The sequence below is a fragment of the Acidithiobacillus sp. HP-2 genome (assembly GCF_015100155.1).
Classification (GTDB): Bacteria; Pseudomonadota; Gammaproteobacteria; order Acidithiobacillales; family Acidithiobacillaceae; genus Acidithiobacillus.
The window spans coordinates 1-25,759 of record NZ_JACKZA010000018.1; the positions used below are offsets into that span (position 1 = coordinate 1).

General features: G+C 49.8%; 22 protein-coding genes and 2 pseudogenes. 13 read left to right on the forward strand and 11 right to left on the reverse strand.

Annotated features, from left to right (window positions below):
• From tnpA to galU, 3 genes are all read right to left on the reverse strand, one after another.
• The coding region (tnpA, locus tag H7F11_RS13435) for an IS66 family insertion sequence element accessory protein TnpA (protein WP_193658195.1) at positions 1–241 on the reverse strand (241 nt) is incomplete at its 3' end.
• A 75-nt stretch (positions 242–316) separates the two neighbouring features.
• Entirely contained in the window at positions 317–541 is a 225-nt protein-coding gene (locus H7F11_RS13440) for a hypothetical protein (RefSeq protein WP_193650020.1), read from the reverse strand.
• Positions 542–750: 209 nt separating this feature from the next.
• Entirely contained in the window at positions 751–1,728 is a 978-nt protein-coding gene (gene galU / locus H7F11_RS13445; protein ID WP_193650019.1) for a UTP--glucose-1-phosphate uridylyltransferase GalU, read from the reverse strand.
• Between the two features lie 1,229 nt (positions 1,729–2,957).
• Between galU and H7F11_RS13450 the strand changes: the two genes are divergently transcribed.
• The 7 genes from H7F11_RS13450 to H7F11_RS13480 all read left to right on the forward strand — a co-directional run bounded on the left by H7F11_RS13450 (position 2,958) and on the right by H7F11_RS13480 (position 11,435).
• Positions 2,958–4,007: a hypothetical protein gene (locus H7F11_RS13450; RefSeq protein ID WP_193650018.1), complete on the forward strand. Its 1,050-nt coding sequence runs from the start codon at positions 2,958–2,960 to the stop codon at positions 4,005–4,007.
• A complete protein-coding gene (locus tag H7F11_RS13455) occupies positions 3,962–5,134 on the forward strand; it encodes a polysaccharide biosynthesis/export family protein (protein ID WP_193650017.1) in 1,173 nt (390 codons plus the stop codon). Before H7F11_RS13450 ends, H7F11_RS13455 begins: the two co-directional genes overlap by 46 nt.
• Positions 5,135–5,137: 3 nt before the next feature.
• Positions 5,138–5,398, forward strand: coding sequence for a hypothetical protein (locus H7F11_RS13460; protein WP_193650016.1), 261 nt, complete (start codon positions 5,138–5,140; stop codon positions 5,396–5,398).
• Positions 5,385–7,439: a glucans biosynthesis glucosyltransferase MdoH gene (gene mdoH, locus H7F11_RS13465; protein ID WP_193650015.1), complete on the forward strand. Its 2,055-nt coding sequence runs from the start codon at positions 5,385–5,387 to the stop codon at positions 7,437–7,439. Before H7F11_RS13460 ends, mdoH begins: the two co-directional genes overlap by 14 nt.
• Before the next feature lie 129 nt (positions 7,440–7,568).
• On the forward strand, positions 7,569–8,684 hold the full coding sequence (locus H7F11_RS13470; RefSeq protein WP_193650014.1) for an NAD-dependent epimerase/dehydratase family protein: 1,116 nt from the start codon (positions 7,569–7,571) through the stop codon (positions 8,682–8,684).
• A gap of 1 nt (position 8,685) precedes the next feature.
• Entirely contained in the window at positions 8,686–9,669 is a 984-nt protein-coding gene (locus H7F11_RS13475; RefSeq protein WP_193650013.1) for an NAD-dependent epimerase/dehydratase family protein, read from the forward strand.
• Positions 9,670–10,040: 371 nt separating this feature from the next.
• Complete coding sequence (locus H7F11_RS13480; RefSeq protein ID WP_193650012.1) at positions 10,041–11,435, forward strand: sigma-54 dependent transcriptional regulator; 1,395 nt, start codon at positions 10,041–10,043, stop codon at positions 11,433–11,435.
• Positions 11,436–11,708: 273 nt separating this feature from the next.
• On the opposite strand, the gene H7F11_RS13485 is transcribed toward H7F11_RS13480, so the two are convergent.
• Positions 11,709–13,622 (reverse strand): hypothetical protein, encoded by a 1,914-nt coding sequence (locus H7F11_RS13485; RefSeq protein WP_193650011.1) that lies wholly within the window; start codon positions 13,620–13,622, stop codon positions 11,709–11,711.
• A gap of 1 nt (position 13,623) precedes the next feature.
• Positions 13,624–14,841: pseudogene (locus H7F11_RS13490) on the reverse strand (ISL3 family transposase).
• Positions 14,842–15,014: 173 nt separating this feature from the next.
• Between H7F11_RS13490 and H7F11_RS13495 the strand changes: the two are divergent.
• Positions 15,015–15,209 (forward strand): hypothetical protein, encoded by a 195-nt coding sequence (locus H7F11_RS13495; RefSeq protein WP_193650010.1) that lies wholly within the window; start codon positions 15,015–15,017, stop codon positions 15,207–15,209.
• Positions 15,210–15,362: 153 nt separating this feature from the next.
• Here H7F11_RS13495 and gmtX read toward each other — a convergent pair whose 3' ends face one another.
• On the reverse strand, positions 15,363–15,548 hold the full coding sequence (gene gmtX / locus H7F11_RS17300; protein ID WP_413773199.1) for a gamma-mobile-trio protein GmtX: 186 nt from the start codon (positions 15,546–15,548) through the stop codon (positions 15,363–15,365).
• 131 nt (positions 15,549–15,679) lie between these two features.
• Here gmtX and wrbA point away from each other — a divergent pair, with 131 nt between their 5' ends.
• Complete coding sequence (wrbA, locus tag H7F11_RS13500; protein ID WP_193650009.1) at positions 15,680–16,282, forward strand: NAD(P)H:quinone oxidoreductase; 603 nt, start codon at positions 15,680–15,682, stop codon at positions 16,280–16,282.
• A 223-nt stretch (positions 16,283–16,505) separates the two neighbouring features.
• Here wrbA and H7F11_RS13505 read toward each other — a convergent pair.
• Together H7F11_RS13505 and H7F11_RS13510 are read right to left on the reverse strand one after the other, a co-directional pair.
• A pseudogene (locus tag H7F11_RS13505) lies at positions 16,506–16,604 on the reverse strand (IS200/IS605 family transposase); the annotation flags it as partial.
• A gap of 25 nt (positions 16,605–16,629) precedes the next feature.
• Entirely contained in the window at positions 16,630–17,703 is a 1,074-nt protein-coding gene (locus H7F11_RS13510; protein ID WP_193650008.1) for an ADP-ribosylglycohydrolase family protein, read from the reverse strand.
• A 74-nt stretch (positions 17,704–17,777) separates the two neighbouring features.
• On the opposite strand from H7F11_RS13510, the gene H7F11_RS13515 reads away from it, so the two are divergent.
• Positions 17,778–17,951, forward strand: coding sequence for a hypothetical protein (locus H7F11_RS13515; protein ID WP_193650042.1), 174 nt, complete (start codon positions 17,778–17,780; stop codon positions 17,949–17,951).
• Positions 17,952–18,505: 554 nt separating this feature from the next.
• Here the strand turns inward: H7F11_RS13515 and H7F11_RS13520 are convergent.
• Positions 18,506–19,717, reverse strand: a complete 1,212-nt coding sequence (locus tag H7F11_RS13520; RefSeq protein ID WP_193650007.1) for a hypothetical protein — start codon at positions 19,715–19,717, stop codon at positions 18,506–18,508.
• A gap of 181 nt (positions 19,718–19,898) precedes the next feature.
• Here H7F11_RS13520 and H7F11_RS13525 point away from each other — a divergent pair, with 181 nt between their 5' ends.
• Together H7F11_RS13525 and H7F11_RS13530 are read left to right on the forward strand one after the other, a co-directional pair.
• Positions 19,899–21,476: an AAA family ATPase gene (locus tag H7F11_RS13525; protein ID WP_193650006.1), complete on the forward strand. Its 1,578-nt coding sequence runs from the start codon at positions 19,899–19,901 to the stop codon at positions 21,474–21,476.
• A gap of 48 nt (positions 21,477–21,524) precedes the next feature.
• Entirely contained in the window at positions 21,525–22,289 is a 765-nt protein-coding gene (locus H7F11_RS13530) for a metallophosphoesterase (protein WP_193650005.1), read from the forward strand.
• Positions 22,290–22,781: 492 nt separating this feature from the next.
• On the opposite strand, the gene H7F11_RS13535 is transcribed toward H7F11_RS13530, so the two are convergent.
• On the reverse strand, positions 22,782–24,122 hold the full coding sequence (locus tag H7F11_RS13535; protein ID WP_193650004.1) for a hypothetical protein: 1,341 nt from the start codon (positions 24,120–24,122) through the stop codon (positions 22,782–22,784).
• A gap of 189 nt (positions 24,123–24,311) precedes the next feature.
• Between H7F11_RS13535 and H7F11_RS17305 the strand changes: the two genes are divergently transcribed.
• A complete protein-coding gene (locus H7F11_RS17305) occupies positions 24,312–24,542 on the forward strand; it encodes an AlpA family phage regulatory protein (protein ID WP_193650040.1) in 231 nt (76 codons plus the stop codon).
• On the opposite strand, the gene H7F11_RS13545 is transcribed toward H7F11_RS17305, so the two are convergent.
• Positions 24,521–25,729 (reverse strand): tyrosine-type recombinase/integrase, encoded by a 1,209-nt coding sequence (locus H7F11_RS13545; RefSeq protein WP_193650003.1) that lies wholly within the window; start codon positions 25,727–25,729, stop codon positions 24,521–24,523. The genes H7F11_RS17305 and H7F11_RS13545 overlap by 22 nt on opposite strands.
• Positions 25,730–25,759 lie beyond the last annotated feature (30 nt).

The window sequence follows — 25,759 nt, forward strand, 5'->3', positions numbered from 1 at the left end:
GGTGAATTTCTACCGGTGAAACAGGCGTCCTGACCGGTGCAGCCAGAGTCACCGGCAAAAACCCTTCGGGCACGGCGGCCAGCAAAGGCCTACTCTCAGAATCAGCAAAGCGTTTGCGCCAGTAATGCAGCGTGGCAACGGCGATCCCCGTCTGCGCACAATAATGCTTAACCGTAAGGCCGCTCGCCTGAAAGGCATCCACTTGTTGCCGCCAATAAGCGACTTTCTCTGCTTTCTTCATCCCCATCCCTCCGCGCTGAATGCAGATCAGGATCAGTCAGGACAGAAAATTTGGGAAGGTGGGTTGCTTAGACGCTTACGTCTGTTGCGCAGCGTCTGCCCGGTTTAATGCTTCATTTTGTTTATGCTCTAGCGCATCGGTTTTCGCCAAGGCCCGATTGGCCGTCTCCTGGGCAGCACGTGCATCATTCTGTGCTGACTCGGCTTTAGCGCTAGGGCCGCCTCCGCATCCGGCAAGGGCCAGAGGGGTCAACATGATCATTGTCAGCGTGAGCGTCTTCATCGTTTTCCATACATTCATGATAATTTCTCCTTTTTAATCAACACACCTCAAGACAAGGCTTTCCCGAAACTATGTAGAGTTTTGTTGGCGTTATAAGACAATGCATCACCAGAGGCTTGTTCCGCATTTTTGCAGAATTCCAACTTATCTCGGCCCGCACTGTTTTTGCATCAGCCTACTTCCTGCGACATTTTTCTTATGAATTAGCAACATGACAGAAAGTTTTGTTACGCTACTCGCGATTTTTTCTTGCGTGTCAGTAGAGCTATTGGCTTGTCTGCAATATAGGAACAAATTCCATCCGTTGCGAGCTTGTGCAAATACTCAGCAAAGGATGTTCCAACGCCAGCGTGACGTAAGCCATACTCGACCGTGGCCTGTAAAAAGCCAAGCTTATCACCACAGTCAAACCTTCGACCTTCAAATTCGAACCCAAGAACTTGCCGTTCTCGTAATAGAGCCGCAATCCCATCGGTGAGTTGAATTTCGCCACCCGTTCCGGCAGGTAAATTTTCTAAATAGTCATATATTCTTGGAGGTAAAATATATCTGCCCACCACACCCAAATCAGATGGTGCATCATCGGGGTTGGGTTTCTCTATAATATTCGATATCTGATGAATTCTATTTTCCCACGCCCAGGACTGAATAATGCCGTATTTATTGGTTTCTTTGTGAGGTACTTGTTGAATGGCCAGTATGGCGGCATGATAGTGTTCATACTGTTCTATCATCTGGGCTAGCACGGGTTTCTTGGCTAAGATGAGGTCATCGGCGAGTAGCACGGCGAAGGGATGATCACCAACGACATCTCGAGTCATCAGTACTGCATCGCCTAACCCCAAAGGGTGAGGCTGTCGGAGAAAGACCGTACTGACTCCGCGTGGCACAATACTTCTCACTTCTTCGAGTAGTTCCTTTTTCCCGCAGCGCTCAAGCTCATACTCCAGTTCAAAAGCGACGTCGAAGTGGTCAGCAATGGCGCGTTTACCACGGCCACTGACAAAAACCAATCTGTCACATCCAGCTTCTAAAGCTTCCTCAACCGCATATTGAATAAGTGGTTTGTCTACAATCGGCATCATTTCTTTAGCCGTTGCTTTTGTTGCGGGTAGAAATCTTGTGCCCATACCGGCGACGGGGAAAACGGCCGTGCGAACGGAATTAGGGAACTTCATGGTCGAATGGCGGGCTGGTTTTTTCATGCTAAACTCCAAAATCATATATTTTTAACCCATGCTGCCTACCAATGCACAAAATCTAATTCCTTTATGGACGGTGGATTACTACTTTTTCTAATCTACGACGTCACATCAGATCTGCGTGCAACTGAAACAGCTTACTCGATTGGTGATAGGTCAACTAATGATCAATCATATGAAGTTTATGGTGAGTCGTCTGTGCGGTAGGGCACATATGCGACTCGGGCAGATGAAGGGACGTCCCCATTTGGCCCCATTAGGCTGTTTCATGAGTCATGCCATTATTTCCTTACGTCATTTTTTTGTACGTTATGATCGCGGTGACGCAACCCAAGACCGGTTATCTCAATGAAATAAAAGTTATCTGATGTTGGGCATATCGAAATACCAAATATAATCCAATAAGTTGCGCCACAATTCCGCAGTCCGCTGATATTTCCTTCGCATTTCCAAGTGCATTTCTTATGGTCTGCTCGGTCCACATCCAGAAGGACTATTCAACACACCAGAAAAACCAGAGACACAATACTGATCAGCCTTAAATTACGTTGTATCTGCATGATAAATAACCATAATTATTGTATTAAGTCAATTAAATTAGATTTCGTGTATGAGTTTACTTACAAATTCATCGAAAGCTTCCTCTGAGATTGTACCTGTATGATAAATAATTGTTAATTTTGCGGCGAGCCGATTTAAACAGGCGCCTTGTGTGGGTTTGATTACAAATTAAGTGAAAATCTCTCTGGCATTATATCTGCATGAAACTTAACTGCTATTTTCATGGTGAATTACCTTAACTAGGTATTATGTATAAATTTAGTTACAAATTGACCGGATATTTCCTCAACTACCTCTTGAGAAAATGAGCAATCATTCTGGAAAAGACTGTCAAACTACGCCATTGCAACAAGTGGCACATAACTTGCTGAGTGACAAATATTAACAGGAAACCTTGACGCATCATTTTTGCGCGCTAAAAACAGGGCAGCAAAAAAACGGCCAGCCGACGGATGCAATCTAAGGCAAGCGGCACCTGAAATTAGGCGTTGTTTCACATTTTACCAAGATTGTAAGTACGCGACGTTTGCTTATTATAGTCACGGAGTAATAAACATAAACACATTACAGGGGTGCACCATGGGAAACGGAAATGCAATATATGAGATGGATAAACCCATGATTTCCTTTGAACAGACACATAATTTAAAGCTCAAAGGATACTCTTAAAAATGAAAAAGCCATTTTACAAAAGACCATTATTTTTCTGGATAGTCGCAGTACCAAATGTTTTTTCGATAGTATATTTTGCAGTAATTGCAGCGCCGGAGTATGTCAGCCGTTCATCTATTGTGGTGTACCAGCCTCATCAGCACAGGGCTACCATGACATTGCAATTGTCACAGTCAGGCAGTGAGTCTCTCGAGGGCGACTACATCCTGAGTCACTACATTCATTCCTGGACGGGATTTCAGGCGCAAAATGAAAAGCATCTTGCAGATATTTTCTCACAGGGCGATTTTGTATCAAGATTTGGTGGTTTAATGAACGGCTTCTCTACAAATCAGGCCACCCTCTGGAAGTATTATAGGAATCACGTACGAATAACAATTGATAAAAAGAGCGGTATTATGGAGTTGTCTACAATAAGTTACTCGCCAGAAGGGTCCTACAGATTAAACCGTTCAGTTTTGCAGGCAGGGCAGTCGGCCATTAATGCGCTCAATACGCAAGCGCTTCACAAAGCGGAAGCTTTTGATGAAAAAGTTGTAGAGGCGGCAAAACACCGCCTTCATCAGACTATCGACGCTCTATCTGGTTATCAGGTACAGCACCACATCGTAAGCCCCGACATTGCCTACACGTCAAAAATGTCTTTATTGAATAGCTTGATGGTCAAAAAGGCTATTATCCTGGCGCGCATGCAGGTAATCGAAGGGGCAGCCCCACGCAGCCATCAGATTGTTAACCTACAGGCGAGCGCTGAGGCTATTCAGTCAGAGATTGGCCATATTCAAGCCTCAACTGATGGAGTGTCTGGTCTGACGAAAGGATACGGCACCTATACTTACAAACAAAACGCAGTACAAGTAGCAGAAAATTTGGTCAAGGCTGCATACAGCCAGCTGGCGGTAGCACAACAATCAGCTATTCAGCACCAGTATTACATCGAAAACATTAGCGGCCCTTCCTTGCCACCGGATCCCACCTTACCTCATCGCATTGAATGGATCGGGTGGACTTTGCTTATTACCTCTATTCTTTTCCTGGTGATCAAATGATTAAGGACCTGTTGGAATCCACTATAAAGCCGGCCTCAGCCATTCTGGTAGCTGTTTCTGCGCTCAGCGGCTGCGCCTTCCTCCCTAGTGGAGGCCCATCAGATAGCCAGATACACGCGCAGACCAAACATAACAATGTACGTTTAATCACTGTCAGCCCGAAATTCGCCCGTACACTCTGGCGAAAAGAGTTGGAAGACAGAAAATTGAAGGCCATCCGCGAAATAGATCCCCTAAAAAAGAGATTAGAAACTGTGGCGGTACGGCTTATGCCGGGCGATGTAGTGCGTGTCACATTTTGGACTATGCCCGTTCAAACAGGATTGGGTTCAGGCGGTGGAAGTGACCATAATCCACGTAAAGAAAATATGGGACAGTACACACTTAATGAGACCGGGTTCGTGAATCTACCTTATATCGGCAAGGCAGAAATCGGGGGCTTGTCGACTACTGATGCGGATAACCGTTTGGATTTTCTGGTGGAAGGGTTACGCCGTTTTCAGTCACCAGAAATACGTGTGCATATGATAAAAAATCGTGGTCAGCATGTCGTCGTGACAGGTTCAGCCGCAAAACCTACTATTCTGAATTGGCAGAATGCTGGAATTACATTGGCAGAAGCTATCACCCGCGCAGGTGGATACAGAAGCACCGGACGGGATTATGGCCATAGTTTGCAGGCTAACGAAGTTGTTGTAGTGCAAAACGGGAAGCCCCACACACTTTCCATAAGAGCCGCGCTGATGCACCACGTGCCGCTCGCCCCTGGGGATCGGGTGATACTGACACATCGCACACTGGTACGGGCGAACTGCCTTGGACCGGGCCTCACTCAGAGTGGTCTACTTTCCTTTGGCTTCACACCCACCTTGGCACAAACTCTGGCCAAAGCGGGCGGTATTGGCCCTACGGCTCAAGGCCGCTCTGTTTATGTGCTCTCGCCGTCTCACAAAGTAATCTACCGATTCGCCTGGGATCATGTATCGGGTCTGCGGGCAGCACAACAGTTTCCCATCCAAAACGGAAGCGTCATTTATGTAGCTAATGCGCCTAGCGTTCGTCTCCAACAGATTACTTCTATTTTGTTCAGTGCTGCTTATCCTATTGGCATAGCGAAGGGGTTATAATTTATGAAAATGACACAGGAAGAAAAAGCAAATTATCTGCAACAGATGAGAATACCTGGTGTGTCTGATAATGAGACGCTATGGTTCATCGCCGGAAAAATAAAATCATGGTCAGATATGTACAACATAACCGATGAATTTGCAAATCAGAGTTGTTCCATCGAAATAATAGTCCAGAAGACGGCCCACCATAATCTGCTAATCAGTACGCCATTTCCCAGAGACTCAATAGCACACATGGTGTTGCGTCATGCACTGTCCTGAAAGTAATCCACCAGAATGGGAACGGGCATCAAAAAACCGGATAACGATCAGTCGGGTGTTATCTTTCGCGCTAATTTCCATAATGACTTATATTACCTATCTGTTCATGCTCATGTACCACTTCTCACCATGGGTATATGGACCATTTCTGCTGGCTTATTTCAGTCTTGGTTATCTGGGTATGACCTATTTCGTTGGCATGTTTTTCGGTTTTTTTGTGTCTCTACGCGGCATCGATAAAGATCCATATCATCCGTTACATAGCGCGGTAAAAATCATTCATCAGAGCACTCATGTAGCAATTATATGTCCTATTTATAACGAAGAGCCTAGGCGGGTCGGAGCGGCGATTGCAGCCAGCTGGACGGATTTGTGCACTCAATTTCCTGAAGAATCAAGCCGATTTGATTTCTTCATCTTGTCCGATAGTAAAAAAGTTGATAGCTTTATTCAAGAAGAGTGGGTTGTTCATAAACTCATCGAAAAATATCCAGGAGGAAGATTTGTATACCGCCATCGCCGTGTGAATAGTAATTCAAAGTCTGGGAATGTGACTGACTTTTGCCGGAGATGGGGTCATAATTATAATTACATGATAATGCTAGATGCTGATAGTATTATGCCCGGTGAATCGTTGGTTAAACTCACTCGCATCATGGACGGGAATCCAAGAATTGGTATTGTTCAATGCTATCTTTCAATGGTTCTACGTAAAACATTGCACGCCAGGATTAGTCGATTCATCTCGGCGTTGACCCTAAAAATAGGATTTTATGGACAAAACTATTTTTACATGGGGCATGGCTATTATTATGGTCATAATGCCATTATCCGCACAAAAGCTTTTATGGATAACTGCATGCTTCCATCCTTGCCTGCCAAAGGGCCATTCGCTAGTGGAAAACCTATTTCACACGATTATATAGAAGCGGCACTGATGGCTGGCTCTGGTTATGAAATATGGTCACTGCCACAGATTGAGGGCTACGAGGAGCTGCCGACAAACCTGATTGATGATATGAAACGTGAAACCCGCTGGATGTACGGCAGTATGTTGTACTTTCGATTCTTTATGTCTACGCGTATCAATACGCTGTATAAGGCAAGACTTTTTACCAGTGCTATTAACTACGTAAATCCAATTCTTGGATGGATTTTCTTCTCAATGGCATTATTCGGTTTGATCTATATTTTTAAGCATCCAATGATCAGTGTCCTTGTGATGTATAAATACCGTATTTTTTTTCTTTTCTCTTTGGGCTTTTTGGCATTTTCAATTTTCATGAAAATGTTGCTTCCCATCTTATACAACGTCAAGAATGGTACAGCACATCTTTTCGGCGGTATCGTAAAGATGGTTTGGTCCTATCTTCTTTACTTCATTCTGAGCATCATGATGGCGCCGATCTATATGGCTCAATTTACCCTCATAATTTTGTATTGGGCTCGTGGAAAAAAACTGCACTGGGGAGAACAGGTTCGCGATGACCGACATCTCACATGGAGTGAATCAGCTGCGCAGTTTGGCTGGGTCAGTATTTTAGGTGTGGTGCTGTCAGTGCTGGTTATTGATTATGTTTTCTCCATGGATACTGCTGCAGTCCAATATATTCTCGGTATACCAAAAATCGGTCTTTTCTTCTGGTATATTCCATTACTTTCTGGATTGATATTGTCTGTATGGCTGGTACGATTTCTCAGTTTTGAGTCACCGTTAGTAGAGCGTATGGGATGGTTCATGTCGCCTCAGGAAGTTGAACCGCATTTTGTCCTGACTGAAACGCAAAGAATGGAGGAGGTTTTTCGGTTAGAGATTCCTGAAGACACAAGATTTGAGGAAGCTATACAGAATCCATGGTTTTATGTTCGGCACCGCGCGATGTGCGCTGAAAGGAATAAAAAGACGATATTTTGGTTGCGTCGGTTATTAAATAAACCGTTTGCTTCATATAGTGAACGTGAAAAATTCATTCTACTTAATGTGCGAAACTTATATGACATGGCGCACCAACACACATTAGAAAAAAAGAATGGTTCATAGCATGATTTCCTTAAACCTCTTAGGTCCATACTATCTTGACTCTGTAGGTCTTCTAAAACAAACAGTTAGACGAGGTATGAGTAACGAAGCCTTTTCACGCACAAACGCAGCACTTGGAGAATAACGAGCATGTACACGCAAAATAAAATTTCAATACTACCGCAGCAACTCCCCAATGAATATTTTGAAGCTAAGAATATATTAGTGACTGGTGGGTTTGGCTTTTTGGGTGGACACCTTGTAAAGCACTTGGTGGAGTATGGCGCCAATGTTACCGTTGTGGATATCAACATTGATCCTACCCGCGATTCCATATTGAACTGTGCCTCTATGCAACTGCGATCCAATGTGCTTGTTCAAGAGGCAGATGTGACTGACGCCGAAGCTATGAACAAAATTGTTTCAGAGGGCCGATTCCACTATATTTTCCACTTTGCCGCCTACGCAACGGTTGTCGAAAAAGCGGTTTTCGCACCGCACGAGACCATCATGGCTAATACGATGGGTTGGGTCAATATACTCGAAGCCTGTCGCGTGGCTCCCTATAAAGTAAATATGGTTTTCTTGTCTTCTACTGACAAGGTTTACGGAGAAATGGAGGGGGACTCCTATTTCGAACATCTCACTCCCCTGCATGGAATCGGGATCTATGACTCAGCCAAACTAGCCGCAGATGTTTTCTCCCGAACCTATCATGAAGCATTTGGTATCCCTACGGTAACCCTGAGAATGTGTAACATATATGGTCCATGGGATTTTAACATTGGTTACCGCTTACTGCCAAAAGCTATGGTCAGCATTTTCGCCAATGAGGAGCCTCAGGCACCAGAACTTTATTTTGATGCCATCGAACACCATCGAGATTACCTTTACGTCGACGACCTAATCCGCGCCATCCTTTTACTCGCCCACTCCAAGGGGTGTCGTGGAGAAGTGTATAACCTGGCAGGAGGGACCTATATGTCAACCCCTTTGATGCTAAAAGCCATCGTTGAACAAGCTGCCGAGGTGGAAAGGGAATATGACCAGGAACGTGCCGACACCATTATTGAAAATGGCATTGCGATTAAAGTTCGTACGAGTACAACTGCCGTACGTGCCATCACAAAACAACACCTGAATGGGGAAAAACTCCAGAATGCGACTGCCTTCGCACCTCAGTCAGATTTTCTGGATTCTATCCAAACGACGATTCGTTTCTATCGTGACCTTATGAAAACCGGATACCAGCAAGAGGGTCAGTAAAATGAGCAACTTTTGGCTTGGACGACAGTGTCTGGTAACCGGTGGATCTGGGTTTGGTGGCTCACATCTGTGCGAAAGCCTGCTGGCTCTTGGCGCGCGAGTGTACATACTTGATCGTTGGTTACCAAAAAACTCCTATCTTGTCTTAGCCAACATTGCTCCGCAGGTGAATTATATACAGGGGGACATTCGTGATATTGATTTATTGCGTCAGACACTGCAACGATTCGAGATCAATACGGTGTTTCATCTTGCTGCCCAGCCCATTGTCCCTATAAGTAACGTTCTACCCTTTGAAACATTGAGCGTCAATGCTGAGGGAACCTATACCGTTTTGGAAGCGATCCGGACCTCCGGGTGTGTCGACCGTCTGGTCTTTGCGTCCAGCGGGGCCTATTACGGAGCGACCAGTACGGACTATGCGATCACTGAAGGTCACCCGCCTCTTAGTGCGCAAAACATTTATGCGCCATCCAAAGTTGCTGGAGATGTGGCAGTCAGAGCCTATGCAAGCGTATATGGGATGAAAGCTGCGTGCTGCCGGTTCATGAATACCTATGGCCCTGGTGACACCAACTTCAGCCGTATTGTTCCGAGGGCTATATCCAACATGATCACCAGTGCACCTTATGATTTTGGTACGCGCGATGATGGATCCTCACAGATCGACTGTCTGCATATCAGTGACATGGCCAGAGCATATATTGCTGTAGCGGAACATCTTGACTCGGAGGCAGGAGAGGCTTTCAACTTTGGATCAGGACAGCCTATCTCCACAAAAGCTCTTGTAACCGTAGCCAGCAAAATGTTCGGTGGAAAAGCGCAGATCCCCGTTTTTTCTGGTCCAATAAAAACCACGCCCTCTATTAAGTACCTGGATATTTCCAAAGCCTATTATAGTCTCGGATGGATACCTATGATTCCACTTGACGATGGGTTGGCGATGACGATTTCATGGTACAAGCGTCACTGGCAGAACCTATAATCATGGAGCCGACTCTGTCATCCGCAATCCAAGCCGAGTCTGCAGATGTACGCGATAGCGTGGTGCACAGGTGCCCCGTGACATGCTGCAAAAGGTCATTCGCGCAACAGCCGCTTACACAGTAAAAAGGGCATGTAACAATACAGTAGAATATAAGGAGATGTTTGAATTTTGAGCCCTCAGTGGGTGAAAAAGCCAATGCCTTGCCGTGTGGTAGCCCCGGCCTTGCCACTCTCAAGATCGGCAGCTGCAGACTAAGGGCGGGAATGACGTTCACCGATAGTATCATTTTATTAGGAGTACTATAGAGTTATAAACACGGCGCTCGTATTATGGTTTTCGCGATACATATATGACGGGATGGAATTAATATGTCACGCAGTCAACTTTGCGGAGTAGGTACCCTTGATGCCAGTCGCCCACTACTGTATTTCGGTGCGAAGCGGGCTATAGGACCGTGCGCGGTGCGTTTATGCAGCGAAGGATGGCATCTGCAGTACGCAGAAGATATCAGTGACCTGCAACGACTCTTGGTCACAGCAGATTTTAAAGTGGGGATCGTCGCTCTAGATCATCAAGCTATCATTGATAATGACCGGCGCTTGGAATCCGTCATCGCCAAGGCCGAGCAAATCCACTTGATCGCCTTGCTCCCTAGGGAGGCCATGGACTTACTCCCCTTGCGTGAGCTGATCGGTAGCACGTTTTACGACTACCACACCCTGCCCATTGATCCCAACCGGTTGCTGCACACACTTGGACATGCCTTGGGGATGGCAAAGATCATCGCGGACACGTTCTCGCTCGAAGAACGGGAGGTGCGCAACAATGGCGAAAGTGAAATGGTCGGCACCAGCCCACAGCTGCAAAAAGTGTTTAAGCGTATTCGCAAAGTGGCCGGGGTGGTGGCTCCTGTACTGATTACCGGAGAAAGCGGCACAGGCAAGGAACTGGCCGCGCAAGCCATTCACAGACGCTCCCCGCAGGCCGGTGGCCCTTTCGTTGCCATGAACTGCGGGGCATTGTCCGCGAACCTCATCCAGTCCGAGCTCTTCGGTCACGAAAAGGGCTCGTTCACAGGCGCCCACCAGCGTAAAATCGGCCGCATCGAGGTCGCCTCCGGCGGCACCCTCTTCCTCGATGAAATTGGCGATCTGCCTATGGAACTTCAGGCTAACCTTCTACGTTTCCTGCAGGAAAAAACCATACAGAGGGTAGGTGGTGAAGAAGACATTAACGTAGATGTGCGGGTGCTTGCGGCCACACACGTCAATCTGGAAAAGGCTGTGCACGAGGGCCGCTTCCGCGAGGATCTCTACTATCGTCTCAATGTCCTGCAGATTAAAATGCCCGCCTTACGCGAACGTATCGGGGACGTGCCCCTGTTGGCCCAATATATCTTCCGCCACTTCGCCGACGAAAAAGGGTGCAGGGTCAAAGGGTTCAGCGAAGATGCTCTGTACATCATGAACCACTACGATTGGCCGGGTAATGTCCGCGAGTTGGTCAATCGGGTACGCGGAGCCATGGTAATGTGTGATAAGTCCCTTATCTCCCCTGTCGATCTGGGACTAGATCGAAGAAACAGCTTCTCGACCCGCTCGGTTACTACTCTGAGCGAGGCGCGCGACAAGATGGAAATTAACACCATTCGCACCGCGCTAGGCCACAACCGGGGCAGCGTCACACGGGCGGCGACCCAACTTGGCATCTCTCGTGTCACGCTATATCGTTTTATGGAGAAACACGGGATCAGTAGAATATAATGCCTTTCTTATTATGGCTGAAGTTTAGGTGGGTGGCCTCCTCACCATCCCCTGTAGGTGGCGGTATAGTTCGGCATATCCTGAAGTAGCCCGCAAGATACGCCGCTCAGTTACCGGTTACTTTTTAACCCGGGTTGTAGCGGACAGGGGATGCCATTTGCTGCAGGTACCTACTGCAGAAATCCGGGAGGCCATGGTGAATTCTGTTTGATGAGGCGGCGGCGCACGATGCGCGATTTGAGACGGCGGATACACCTGTTGGCGCACTCGAGATTACTGCCCCCCGATTATGATGTTGCCGCTGGCCGCAGCCGTCATGCTGACGGGCCACGTGATTCCGTTGGTGGATAGTGTCGGATTTATGCCGGTATTATTGCCTAATATAATAGGGATCTGGGTAAACATGGTTGGGAACCTTTGCGTTTGCGCCGTTGCTGTGTTGTTCATGTAGCCAGTAAGCATAAAACTGACTACCTTGAAGACTCCCTGTAAAGGGGGAGTCATGACGATGGAACCGCCGCCAGTGCCAGCGATAGAAAAATTGGCGGTAACGGACACGGTGTTCAGGAACAGAGACCCTTGTGTATAAGCATTCCACGCCCCCCCGTTCCAGATGAGCTTGATATTCTGGGTGCTTCCGTTTCCACCCTGCATTATGTAAGTATAAATAGCTACGTTGTTTGGTAAATAAAAGGCTGGTTCTCCAGAAGTAACATTCGAAGCTACCGTGACATTGCCCGAATAATGGCCATAAACCGTGACGCTTTGCCCAATGTACTTCCCCGGCTCCACGGTTACCGTTATCGGTACAGGCAAGTTTTCAGGGTAAACCTCCGTGTTATTTGCGGTGGGGGTTACGGTAATACTTTTAGATGTAACTATAATTTTTGCTAACGGCGTAACATATTGCCCCATTGCCGCGCTGAACAGCATAAGGTTATTCGAACCTGGCCCAGCGATGCTTATAAACGACATATTATCGGCTGCCACATTGTAAATAAGAGAGCCATTTAGCGACGCTCCGAATGCGACATGAATATCATCAACGAATGGAAACGATGTATCGCGCTCGATGTCTAACACTCCGCATATGGAGTTTTCCTCTGTTGCCTTTCCTGATGCTGCGCCGCAGAAAATCGAATACGAGCACCCCTGTGTTGTCACACGCTGGTATGAAGCGATATGGCTGTATGACTCAGGAATCGTTATTGCGGATACACAATTTTGCATGAGTCCGTTGAGCCGCGCGTGGGAAGCATGCTGCAGGCCGTAATAATACCCGGTTATGTAGAACTTTTCCGCGTAGGATATTCCAAAATTACCCGGGCCAGGAAGGATCAAGCCCGTGGAGATAATTGTGGGTGGGACGAAGCCGCCAGGTTTGGAGTTTATGTCTGCCGTGACATCTTCAAACGAGCCGTTCACGCATGAGTAAAGGTTTGCGCCTATGACGCCACCGTTGGTCCGCGTCTGAAACTTGATTTTTTTGAAGTGGATGCCCAAGTTTGTCCACGACGGGGTGCCCGAGTTTTGGGCCACTGCTCCTATTAAGGACGGTAGCGTGCCGCTTCCTGTGGCTTGAGATAAAAGCACGGTTCCTGAGTTCGGAGCTACGGCCCCCGCTGCACGAACCGTGAACTCACCGGAGATGACGATGTCTATGTATGGCCCAGAGGTTGACAGAATAGGCAGCGGGACCAATGAGTTAGTTCCATTTGTGGTGATAAAGTTAGTCCCAAGATTGTATCGAACGGCCCTTAGATGCAGAACACCTCCCCCTATGGAAACAAGGAATTCCAGTGCCGCGATAAACGCTGGCGCGTCGTTGGCTTCGCCGTTTCCGATCGCGCGGAAATGCTCGGGGGTTACTTTTAGGGGCAGCAGCAGCGGTTGAACGGACGTGATATTACTAGAATTGCTGGTCACCCGCGCAATAAGCACGTATCCGCTGGGCGCGGATGATCCAGCGGAGTAGTTCACCGATCCCGCGTTGTTGACGCTGACATAGATAGCACTGCTGGGAGGGTAAGTGTTGGTGAAAGCTGTCTGAGAAGCGATAATGACGCGGGTACCGTTCAGGTAAGCCGTGCCAGGGTTTAATGTGGCCGTCAGGCTCCCTGGATTCGGCACGGCGATGTTCAAGCCGGAAATAATGAAATTGGGGAACGCATCCAGATTCTTCGTCATTTTAAGTGGATAGCCTGAGATCCGGCTTATCCAAAATGAGGCAAGCCATGTTGATAAACGTCTTGTGGGTGCGATAGCCCCGCCGAGTCTTGGCGGATTGGATAAGGCTGTTGAAGCCTTCGAGAATTCCGTTGGTGATCTGGCTTTCGAACCATCGGAATACGCCGACCCAGTGATTCATGATGGTGTAGACGACCTTGACCATAGGCGATAGGCCGCTGTTCTTGACATTTTCCATCCAGATCTTGCGCAGGGTGGCGCCCCGGTGGCGATTCTTGACCGTGAAGATATCCTGAAAGGTCAGCCAAAACTGGTAGGCCTGTGCCGTTTTGAGGTTCTGGTCTTTTTTGAGTGAGTTCTGCAGCTTTTCTTTCTGCTCAACCTTGAGATTGCTATCATTTTTGAGCCAGTGCCATCGGGTCTTTACGAGGTCGAGCAGAGTGAGGACTTCCCCCTTGCGTACGACAACTACGGCCTCATTGACGAGATTCATGAGGTTAAAACGATCGAAGGTGATCTCAGCATTGGGCAGGTGCTCGGCAGCCTCTTTCTGGACGGCTGGCGAGAGGCCGGTGCCCATATTGGTAATCGCTTCCGCGTTACCTCCATGGACCTGTAGATCTTCGGAGATTTTCTCAAAGGTCTTGGCATCCTTGCCGGGAGTAGCGAACAAGAACAAGAGTCGCCGGGCATTCAGATCAACGAATAGCGTGATGTAGCCATGACCGCGCCGACTACTGGTTTCATCGACGCCGACAGTATGGACATTGGCCATATCCACTGCCGCACGAGCTTCGGGCACATAATGGTCAATCACTCGCCACAGGAGCGTGTCGGTCTCGCCGGCCATGCGGCCTGCCGTCAATACCGGCTTTTCCCGCACCAGGGTCATGATCAGCGCTTCGAAGAGCAGGGTGAAATGTGAGCCTTTCCGTGCCAAGGAAACAGATATCTGATGAACACTATGCTCCGGGCACTTCACACGAGGTACGTGAGCATGGAAATAGGCTTCATGCTGGAAGAAGTCCATGTGCCGCCAAGTGTGCACGGGTGTCATATACTACGCATGCCCCACCACAGACGGGGCAAGCTAAGCGACTGTCCTTGGGAAAGTTGATATGCAGATCCAGGCGTTTTTCCTCCACTGTGAAAGTCACATGATCCACCCCTTCGGCGGAACCAAGTCCTAACGAGAGAGAGACAGATCTTCCGGGACTATCATCAAACTCCTATTCAGGGCGCGAGTGCTCCACAGCATTCTGCCCCTACCACTCAATCGGACGAAGAGCCTGGCTCTGTAAGGGGCCTTATCTGCTCTTTTATCGCATGTGCCATCATATGCCATGACGATCTCTTTCTTTTGCCTATTTGTCGTCATGTCGGAATAATATAGTGCTATTCATCGGATCGCGCCATTCTTACTTGGCGCGTTGTGAATACGCCACCGGCGAAGCTGATGGCTTCTGGTTACTGCTGGAAGCCGGATTGGTCGGCAATAAGGCCGACGACTGTCGCTCACACCTTGAAAAACATCCTCCGGTTCAGGGGCGAAGACACATGAAACGCCTCAATAGAGACCAGCCATAATTTCCGGCATGTGGAAGGAGATGATTGGCACAGTCAACCAGATAGCTCCCTCGGAGTTCATTTTCTTTCAGCTGCTGAATGACCGCTTCCAGTCTTTTGCAGACATTCAAGGTGTAATAGCGACAGGTCTGTGGCCGTGTCGAATGCTGATTGTCATGCACACAGAATTTTGCGAATCGCCTTGGCGTATCCTATCTCGAAGATCGTCCTTCCCCTCTCGTTAAGGATTTCGCCGTGGCTACCCTCGTGCCATCCTTGATCTTCGAGAAATGGTGCCGATATCGCCTTGTGCAAAGCATCCCGTTCCGATGAAGTTAACTTGGTTGCCATGGTCAACATGGCCGGTGGCTTTACGGCACGTCACCTTTTTCTAGGGCGGCATGTAGGTGGTTACCTGATGGTGCCTACTTTACAAGGTATACTTATCATCTTTACTCTCGGAAGGCGTTGACCAATACGAGGAGAGTATTATGAGCAAAATACTGGTGTTATATCACAGCCTCTGGGGGCATATCGAAACCATGGCCGATGCCATAGCTGAAGGCGCACGAGACATCTCCGGCGTGACGGTGGATATTAAGCGGGTGCCGGAAAGCATGCCAGCGGAAACCTTGGCCGCTGTGCATGCCAAAACTTATCAAGCTGCGCCAGAGGCGCACCCCGATGATCTCGCGGATTATGATGGGATTGTTTTCGGCACGCCAACACGCTTCGGCAATATGAGTGGGCAAATGCGTAATTTTCTTGATCGCACAGGAAATCTCTGGCAAGAAGGTAAACTGGTGGGCAAGATCGGCAGTGTTTTTGCCAGCACAGCCACGCAGCACGGTGGTCAGGAAACCACCATCACTTCTTTTCACACTTTCCTGTTCCATCAGGGGATGATCGTGGTTGGTGTCCCCTACAGTTGTCAGGAACTGATGAATATGAGTGAGATCAGCGGAGGTACACCCTATGGTGCCACGACACTATCCAACGGAGATGGCAGTCGTCAGCCCAGTGCCAACGAGCTGGCCATCGCCCGTTTTCAGGGGCGGCATGTGGCCGAAATAACCCAAAAGCTACGGATATGATCTTTGGAGAACATCGATTTGCTATCAGAATCCGTCAGTCTTCTGGGGCCGATTGGGCGTATTGTGGCGGGTCAGGCAGCCGCTGACGTCACTGATGTTATCAAGTAAATATCTCTCGGCAAAGCCGGGAGCTTTAGTTCGTGAGCCGCTCAAAGCGGCTTAAAACGGGAACGCTAACGCGACTCCTCAGTTTGGCGCCACCACAGGGTGGCCCGAATCTGCCCCATATATTCAACTGATCCACTCGTTCATCCTCTTTCTCCTGATGGCGAATATAATTCCGAATCATCGCCTCATCTCTCCCCACCGTAGAAACAAAATACTCGAGCGCCGTGTTCTGGCATGGGTTAAATCGGCTTCTGTTGTACCGCCAATTGTTCTATTTCCGAGGCCAGCGCCAGATATCGCTGGGAATCACGCAGGCCGGTGATGAAACGACGAGGGATCCCCTCCAAACCTACCTGAGCTCCTACGAGCGCCCCTGTTAGCATCGCGCGGGACATATTTTGTCCGCCTCCGTTGATGGCGTGCAATACGGCGGATTCATAATCATCGCTGAAACGACTGGCCAAGTAGTAAGCAGCAGGTAGTTGATGATAAATGGCACAGGGCATACCGTAAATCAGACTCACTTTCCAGGCCGGCTCGATGACGATGTCCATATCTGTGGCCGCCAAGGCTGCATATCCTGCTGTGAGTAGAGCATCAGGTGACGCAAACTGCCCAACATGCGCCTTTTCACTATCTGCAGCAGTCGGTGGCTGCAGATTACCTTGGGTAACCATGTGGAAGGGTAATGCTCCGCTGTGAACCTGTGCCATGAGTTTGGCGTTGATCTGTGGCGTCAAGGAAGCACCGGAAACCAACTGTGCCAACACTGCATTGAAGGCGACACTCATGGCTACGATGGCCGGATCACATTGGGTCAGGAGGATATTGCTACAAACCGCCTCAGCCATTTTTCTTGGGTGTAGGGCATATAAGGCGGCAATAGCTATGGCACGCTCTGCACCCTCCGTCGTGTCTGCATCTCCAGCGCATGCGCCCCATGGACGTTCTTCTGTCACACGCTTGCGCCAAGTTTCCCGTATGGATTGATTGGTGTACCCTCCCGGTCCCTGCATGGGTGTCCCATCCAGATACGGAAACAGCTCTGTATCCAGTCGCCGGGTGAAATCATCCTCTGAGTAACCCTCGCAGAGCACTAATGATTCCATGAGCATGGTGAGAAGTATTCCGGTTTGTGAGATGTCACCAGCGAGCAGGCCTTCATGATAACGACCGGGACGAGGTGTAATAAAATCCGTGATCCACGGACCACAGTCCCGCCGCATTTCAGCCAGGTCGTAATACCAATGGCAGCCTAAGGCCAGCGCATCCCCAACCAACGCACCCATCACCGCACCTGCTACGCGTTGCATGATTCGCTACCTCCCTTACCTTGAGTTCGTTAAAACAACTGGTAGAATCTATAAAACCCATTCAGGAAACGCTGTTGCGTTCCTTACTTATTATGCCCTGTGTCGCCAAGCATACGCATCCGGCCCAGGGAGTCCTGATGTTGATTGGGGGTTTCAACAGCGTTCTGCGAATGCTGAATTATACCCTTCACCTGTTTATTGCCGTCGCCTTGGCGGCTGCCAGCATATTGCGAAACCAATTTTCTTAAGTTTTCACCGTAGTGGACTCCAGAGCACAGCTGGCACGAGTTGCAGGTGATGTCTGTTCTATCATCAACCGTGTGCGGATAAATCCCTGTGCCGTTTTGTACAGGTTTATAGGAACAGAACTGTCTCCAGTCTGTCCCCAATCTGGACACAAAAGTGGTGCCAGTTTGTACCCACTAAGTGGATAGATGTATAACCTGGATCCAATGTGGAGTCATTCTGTATCCAGATTGGCACCAATTTGCATCCACTAAGCCCCTTTTTTTCGCAATGGGCCGAAACTGGAGCCAAAGTGGTGCCAATATGTATCCAGCACGCTCTCCGTAAAAAATCACCGGCCCTATGCTCAAAAACCGGCATGATGAAAATATCATCATGCCGGTTTTTCTCCCTAAAAAACTCCATGACAAAACGTTCGAAATGGGGCGTAGCATGGGGAGGAGATCCAAACGGTTATGCAAACCTAAAAAAGGAACCCCATTTCTGACCGGTCCAAGGACCGACAAAAAACGCTGCCACCCATCCCGAAGACTGCCCCCTCAATGTTTGACGCCAATCAAATTTTAGGCGCTTTCCCTGCGGATGTTGTCGTAATCGTCGTTTTTAAGGCCATAGGTCCGTGAGAGGTTACTGGCTGCATGGAAGCCAGCACTTCACCCAAAACCGGTTCCCCTTTGGTCTCCGTCCGGCCAATCTGCAATACTTCCTTCCGCAGCATCAAGACCCATTGCCCCGCTGTATCGGCGGTAAAAGCTTCCGGCAGTCCACAGGCTTGAGGTTTTTTTATTTTAACCAGCCATTTATTTCCGGTGGCAGGATCAATATACCAACGCAATACTTGTGCTTTTCCCCATTGCAGGCCCTGATCCCCCAGAAAGTTTTGGTCCAGACGCAGCATCCCCGAAGGGTATTGGCGTTTGTCTGTGAGGGAAAACACCGGAACATCACAAATGGCATCATGGGTGCTGCCCACATCCAAGCGATGCGTTAATGCTTTCTGGACCAATTCGCAGGTTTTAGGATGAGGGGGTGTTTGCCAGGTAAGTAGTGCTGTTTCGTCTTCAGCAGTTTGCTTTTCCGGGATTTCTCCCAGCAGCCAGGAACTGGTATCCATATGCAGGGACTGGCGCAACCACTGTGCCCAGGCCTGAATATCTGGCCGATCACCGGGCTGGGGATCTTGGGGTATGACCAACCATTGGGCCGATTCTTCTGGGGTGAGGTACAAATGGGTTTTACCGAGCGTGCTGGCCAGATCTGCATAGGATTTTCCAGGGGCAAAATACTGCAATGATGAAGGTCGCTCCAAATGCGGCCAGTATTGGCAGAGTAAAGGATAGAGATCCGGACGCACCGACAGCAGCACTTGGGTTTTACGCGCCGCATCTTTCTCTTTCTCCATACTCCAGACATGAATCCATTCGCGCTGGGGACGATCGGCTTCACCTACCAGCACCCAGTCCTTTCCAGGCTGCAATCCAATTGGAAGCGCCTTCAGGGCATCCAGATGTTTGACGGAAGCAATCTGCCAGACCTGTGTTACCGGCGCGAGCCGCAACTGCCGCTCTTCCACCTCCAGACCGGACCAGCTCAAGAGCGCCATCAACTTGTCCTGACTGATCGTATGTTCCCCGCGTAACAATCCCATCAGATTGGAACGCCCCAAGCCAAACCGTCGGGCTATTTCGGCCAGACTCCAGGGAGATAAAGCATAGAAGGATGGTAGAGGGTCCAGATTGACCGGATAAACCAAAGCGGGGCGAGGCATCAACAGAACTCCTGTACAGGTGATGTGGAAAAGCATGCCGTTCAGTGCGCAGGAAGTCCATTTTTGTACTTTGCGGAATAGACCTTCCCGGTGCTGATATAGTACATGTATATTGACATATCTGCACTACTATGATATCCTTGCTTCAACGTGGCAAAACTCCCACGCAAAAGGAGCCGATATGTTCGTTTGGTACACCGACCTCACAGAAAGCCTTCCCCGCCTGCTCAACTGCCTGGCGGAACTGACGGTGCTCATGGCGGAAAAAAACCAGATGGTTCCCCGGTGGCTCGAGAAAGATTTATTTCCGATGCGCTGCAATGCCGCGCATTATGGCAAAAAGGCGGTGCAGGATTGGCCTGAACAATCTCTGGAAGACACCCAAAAATATGCCCTGTGGGTAGCGATGGCCACCATTCCGGGGGGCGATCTCGCGGATGCCGTTCAGGCAGAAGGTTGCTGGAGTCCTGCGGCGGATTTTGCCTTTGAATGGGCCATGGTGGCGGCACAGCTGGGTTCGAGGATGGGCGAACTGCTGAGTCTGGTCATTGCCGCCCGTCGGCAACCGAAAGCCTATGGCCCTCTGCTGGGGGAGGCTTTTCAGACCTGGAGGAACCAGGCTCCCTTATGGTCGGATCAACCCCAAAATGTCCAGATGCAGAAGCGCTTCACCCTGGAATTGGGCTTGCAGGCGGTAGCGCGGCAGGATGATCTCTCTCTGGCCCGTTCGGTACGGCGTTTCATCCAGAGTAACCAGATGGAAATCCCTTGGGCATTGTTCCCCTTGCAATGCGCATTGGAGCGCGTCCTGGGGAAGGCGGGACTTTCCCAGGACGCGCTTCGGGTCCGGAAGGTGGTCCTGCAATCCATGCAGCCCGTCCAGAAATCGGAGGATAAACGCGCTCTGGAACGCTTTCTTCCGTTGTTGCGGCCTTTACCCCTGGCGTCCTGGCCGGAGGATCTGGCCTGGGTCAAGGTCTTGCGTGCGGAATTTCCGTGGATGTCTACGGTCATTGATGTGCTGGAAAGGCAACAGATCATGGCACAACGTTTGGGAGCGGAGGCTCTGAGTCTGCGTCCCATATTGTTGCTGGGGCCTGCGGGTACGGGGAAAACCCGCTTTCTCAGCCACCTGGGAGAAGTCATGCAAGTGCCTACGGTCTTTGTTCCTCTATCTGGCGCCAATGACAACATGATGCTGAAAGGGGCCGCACGGGGCTGGAGTTCAGCGCGTCCGGGTATGCTGGTTCAAAAAATGATGGATATGCATTGCCCCAATCCGCTGGTGATTCTGGATGAATTGGATAAGGTTTCTTTGGGAAAACACAATGGACGAGTCTGGGAAACCTTGCTCACCCTGCTGGAACCGGTCAGCAGTTGCAAGGTGATGGATGAATATCTCCTGGGAGAAGTGGACTATTCCCACATCAGTTGGGTGGCGACGGCGAACAGCCTGGAGGATTTACCGGGACCCTTGCGCTCGCGTTGGGAAATCGTTCAAGTTGGGCTTCCCGAAGCGGAAGACTTTGAGGGTATCCTCTGGAATCTGCGGCAGGATGTGGCCAAGGACTTTGGGAAGGCGGTGACGGATTTGCCGAAGCTGGAACCTGAAGTCATACAACGGCTGAGAACTACGTTTGCACGGAATCCTCAATCCATGCGCAAAATGCGCGGATTACTTTATCACCTGCTGGAGATTCAGGCCATGGCGGATCGTTCTGCAGGGGCATCCTCTACGGAGGGGTATCGATTGCAATGAGTGGTGGATGGTTGGAGAGGGATCAGGAAAAAAGGAAGAAAACGACGCATGACCACCGTCGCTTACGCCTCTGATCTGCATCTTGAATTCGGCAACACTGTGAACATGGAGCGGCTCGAAGCAGCGGATATTCTGGTGCTTGCCGGAGATATCGACTCGATGCCGGAAGGCTGGGCCGACCTGCTGCGCCGACTGCGGAAAGTTTTTGCTGGTCCCATCGTCGGGGTCCTGGGTAATCACGCATACTACAACGGGGTTTTTCCGGATGACCGGGAGAAATTCCGGGAGGCCATCATCCATGATCGCCACGCTTATCTGCTGGAAAAGGACAGGGTGATTCTGGAGGGCATTCGCTTTCTTGGGGCTACCCTCTGGACGGACTTCGCCGATGGGAAACAAATGCGCAGTTGTCAGCGCATGATGTCGGACTTTGAGGTGATCTTTGATGGCCATTCCGGGAGTATCACCCCGGAAGTGATCCTCAAGGTGCATCAGGATACGCTGGACTGGCTGGACACCCAGATCATGGGACATGCCCATAAAGGACCCACCGTGGTGATCACGCATCATGCCCCATCCTATCAGAGCCAGCATCCCCGATTCGCCGGGAGCCCCATATCGGGAGGTTTCTGTTCCAATCAGGAGCATCGTCTTCAGAGTTGGAGCGCTGCGGGCCTTGCACCGGAGCTGTGGATTCATGGCCATGTGCATGACCCCATGGATTACCGCATCGGCCAGACCCGTATCCTCTGTAATCCGTGGGGGTATCCCGATGAGGGCAATGACATGGGATTTCGCTTGGTGGAAATTTGAAGAGCGAGCTGATCAACACGGCCCTTAAATGCCCACCATAGCGTAGCGGTCTGCTAGTTTCCAATCCTGTCCGTATCCAGTCACAACCTGTCGCTGTAATCTCGCCGCTTGTTATCCTTTTTGATTAAATGATTTCTCACCCATGGAATCTTGAAAGCCTGGTAATGATACCCTCAATTTTGAGACTCTTGTCATTATCTTTTTCGGGTTAAAAAAACAGAAATGACATTTTTTTAGCATTTCTATTTTCCATTTCGGCGCATTATTTATGGTTTACATGATTCACTGGCACCAAACTGGCACCATACTGGCACCATACTGGCACCATACCGGCACCATACCGGCACCATACCGGCACCATACCGGCACCATACCGGCACCATACCGGCACCATACCGGCACCATACCGGCACCATACCGGCATCAAACTGGCACCAAGCTGGGATCACATTGTCATGTGCTGAACTGTCAAATAATTTCCATCCTCCGTTTTCATTTTTCAGGCAATCTATGCGTTTTTAATATTTGCCGCACCCTACGTGGTGTACACCCGAATTCTCGGGCTAAAATCGATGCGGCTTTCCGTTCCTGTCCGGGCGCCTCGTTGAGTAACCTTTTGTATGCTTGGATGAGTTTCTGAGGATCAACCTGCGTTGGTCGCCCCTTGCCTCGATCGAGACCGTAGTACTCTGGTGCGTGATTCTGTGCATACCACGACTCTTCGAGAAACAGTCGCATGTAGGTGGCCACCATGCTGGGATAAAAGGGCAGAAATTCATCGAAAAAAAACCAGCCGAACGTTTTGATTAATTGCGGGGGCGTATGCCGAGATTTTTCAATGAGTGACCGCACGCTCTTTGCAAACTGGTCCGGTCTGGCGATGGGCGGAAATTTCCTCTGCACTTCATCCATCAGCGTGTTGAGCAGGTTGGTATCAACTTGTTGTTTGGTATCAGATAAAAACAAGGCTTTTGTTTTGTAGAAAAGACCATCATCCAGTACCTCAATATCCTGTGGGGCCGTCAAAGCAAGATCCATCAATCGGAGTATGCGCAAAGGGGCCAGTTCCGGATTATCTCCATTACTCCTGACCTCTATTTTTTGGTTTTCTCTTTGCGCGGCCATATGGGCTTGCAAGACTTTTTGTCTTGCTAGGGCTGCCGGATATAGGTTTGGCCGCCTTTTCGGGTCATGTAACGCACAGGTTTTGCCGATCGTTGATTTTGTCGCACCAGAACGGTCGGGTATCAGACGAAAGCAGAATGCACAGTGTTTCCTGGCAAATAGTTCCTTTGCGCGGGGATCCCGTGCATCGGCACACTGGATGACTTTGTTTTCATAGTGTTCACGGCAGTCATTCTCTTTTCGCGAGAAAGCCAGCGCGCGATCCTTCTCATGTCGGAGGAGTTCTTTTGACAGCGCATTGAAAAGATTATTCAATTCGCTGTAGATGCGGTCTGGTTCGCTATGGTGGTACTGTTCGTCCCAGCCCTCGAGTCGGTAAGCTTCCTCCATTTTTTGGGCGAGATCGTAGTCGCCAAATTCCCCCTCGGCATATCCTTCAGGTCGAAGCATAAAAAAATCTCGGCCCGTGCCTTCCAGCCTCTTGGTCGGTTCGGCTTCATGAATCCGCTCGGCTAAGCCCACGCCGAACCGTGAATCAAAATTAGTTGGCGCGCGCTGAAAATCCGCTAATACCGCATCCAGACGCTCCCACCGCTCTTTGTAGCGCACCTCGCCGTCAGGCCAGCGCTCATATCCACGGAAGGTATCTTTCAAAAACTCCCGCCAGGCGCGACAGTAGTCAGCAAGTTTTCTGCGCATATTTTGCATTATTGTCGCCCCTCCTATTGGCACCTTCATCGTATTCAGTTGCAGTCATCGCCGATCCGTGATGTGAAACGGAAATTATTTAAAAAGTTGCGCCGTGTCAGCGTTCCTGGATTTCAACAAACTTGCATCCTGACAGAGCAAGAAGAGGGAAATACAGTGAACACAAACGATCATAACAACCCACGATTGATGCGACTTCCCGAAGTCATGTCCATGGTCGCGCTGCGACGCTCGTCCATTTACGGGCTCATTGGGAAAGGGCAATTCCCCGCTCCACGAAAAATCGGACGTGCCAGCGTTTGGTCATCAGCCGAAGTCCAACAATGGATTGAGGCTATCTTGCAAGTCAAAGAGGCGAGTGACCAGCAATGCGCGCCAGAGGAAAAGGGTAGAATCGATCAGGCTTTCCATGAGGGGTAGATCGAAGAACCGGCCTCAGTCGCAAACTCTGACCACATCTGCATCAGCTTCCGGCGCAGGTCGAATAGGTCCGAACGTTGGTACGCGGCCTCGATTTTGTTGGGGTTGGTGTGAGCAAGCGCTTGCTCCAATACTGCGGCTGGGAAATGGGTTTGCTCAGCACCCCAGTCTCTAAAAGAACTGCGAAACCCGTGTACCGTCACATCAGCGATCACGCTGTGAAGTGTTTTGTTCATGGCCACATCTGACAGCAATCCGCCACGGGCGCCGGGGAAGATCCGGGGATTGTTGTCCATTCTCCAGGCCTGCATCTGGTTCAAAATAGCCATGGCGGCATCAGACAGGGGCACCCGGTGCGGTTTTGCGGCTTTCATGCGCATGCCGGGTATCGTCCAGATTCTTGTGTCCAGATCGACCTCATCCCAGGTGGCACCACGGGACTCCCCAGAACGGGCGGCCGTCAGAATGGTAAACTGCAAACAATAGGCAGAGATATGCGATTTATCCTGCAATGCTGCCATGATACGGGGAATATCGGTGTAAGCTGAAGCGGCGTGATGCTCGCGCTTACTCACCTTGCCAGGTTCTGGTAGCACCTTGTTCAATATGCCTTTCCATCGTGCCGGATTTCGGGTGCCATCACACCAGTCATGTACAGCGGCATAATCCAAAACCGCCTCAACCCGCTGACGCACTCTGCTTGCCGTTTCTGTTTTGGTCGTCCAGATAGGCAGTAGGATTGATTTCACATCCGCCAGTGTCACCTCTGCTGGGGCTTTGGCCCCGATAACCGGGAAGGCATAGTCACGCAGGGTATTAATCCATTGTTGCGCGTGTTTGGCATTTTTCCAACCGGACCGCTTGGCCTCGAGCAAATCTTGGGCGCATTGCTCGAAGGTCATGGAGACCATCTCCGTGGAGGCATTAACACGCAGTAATTCGCCGGGATCACGGCCGTCGGCTTGGGTCTTGCGCATACCCTCTGCCAGAACGCGAACATCTTTTAGCTTGCGAATGGAAGAGGATCCCAATCCAATCTCACGTACGCGTCCTTTCTCCTTGTAACGATAGACCCAGGCGCGGCTGCCGCCTTTCACGCGTAGATAGAGATTGCCACCGTCGCTGTGAAAGCCTTCGGGCAGGGTATCTACCTGTCGAACGGTGAGTTTTCCAATGGTCGTCGCCATCGTGTTATCCTCCGATAAAGTGACACTCCG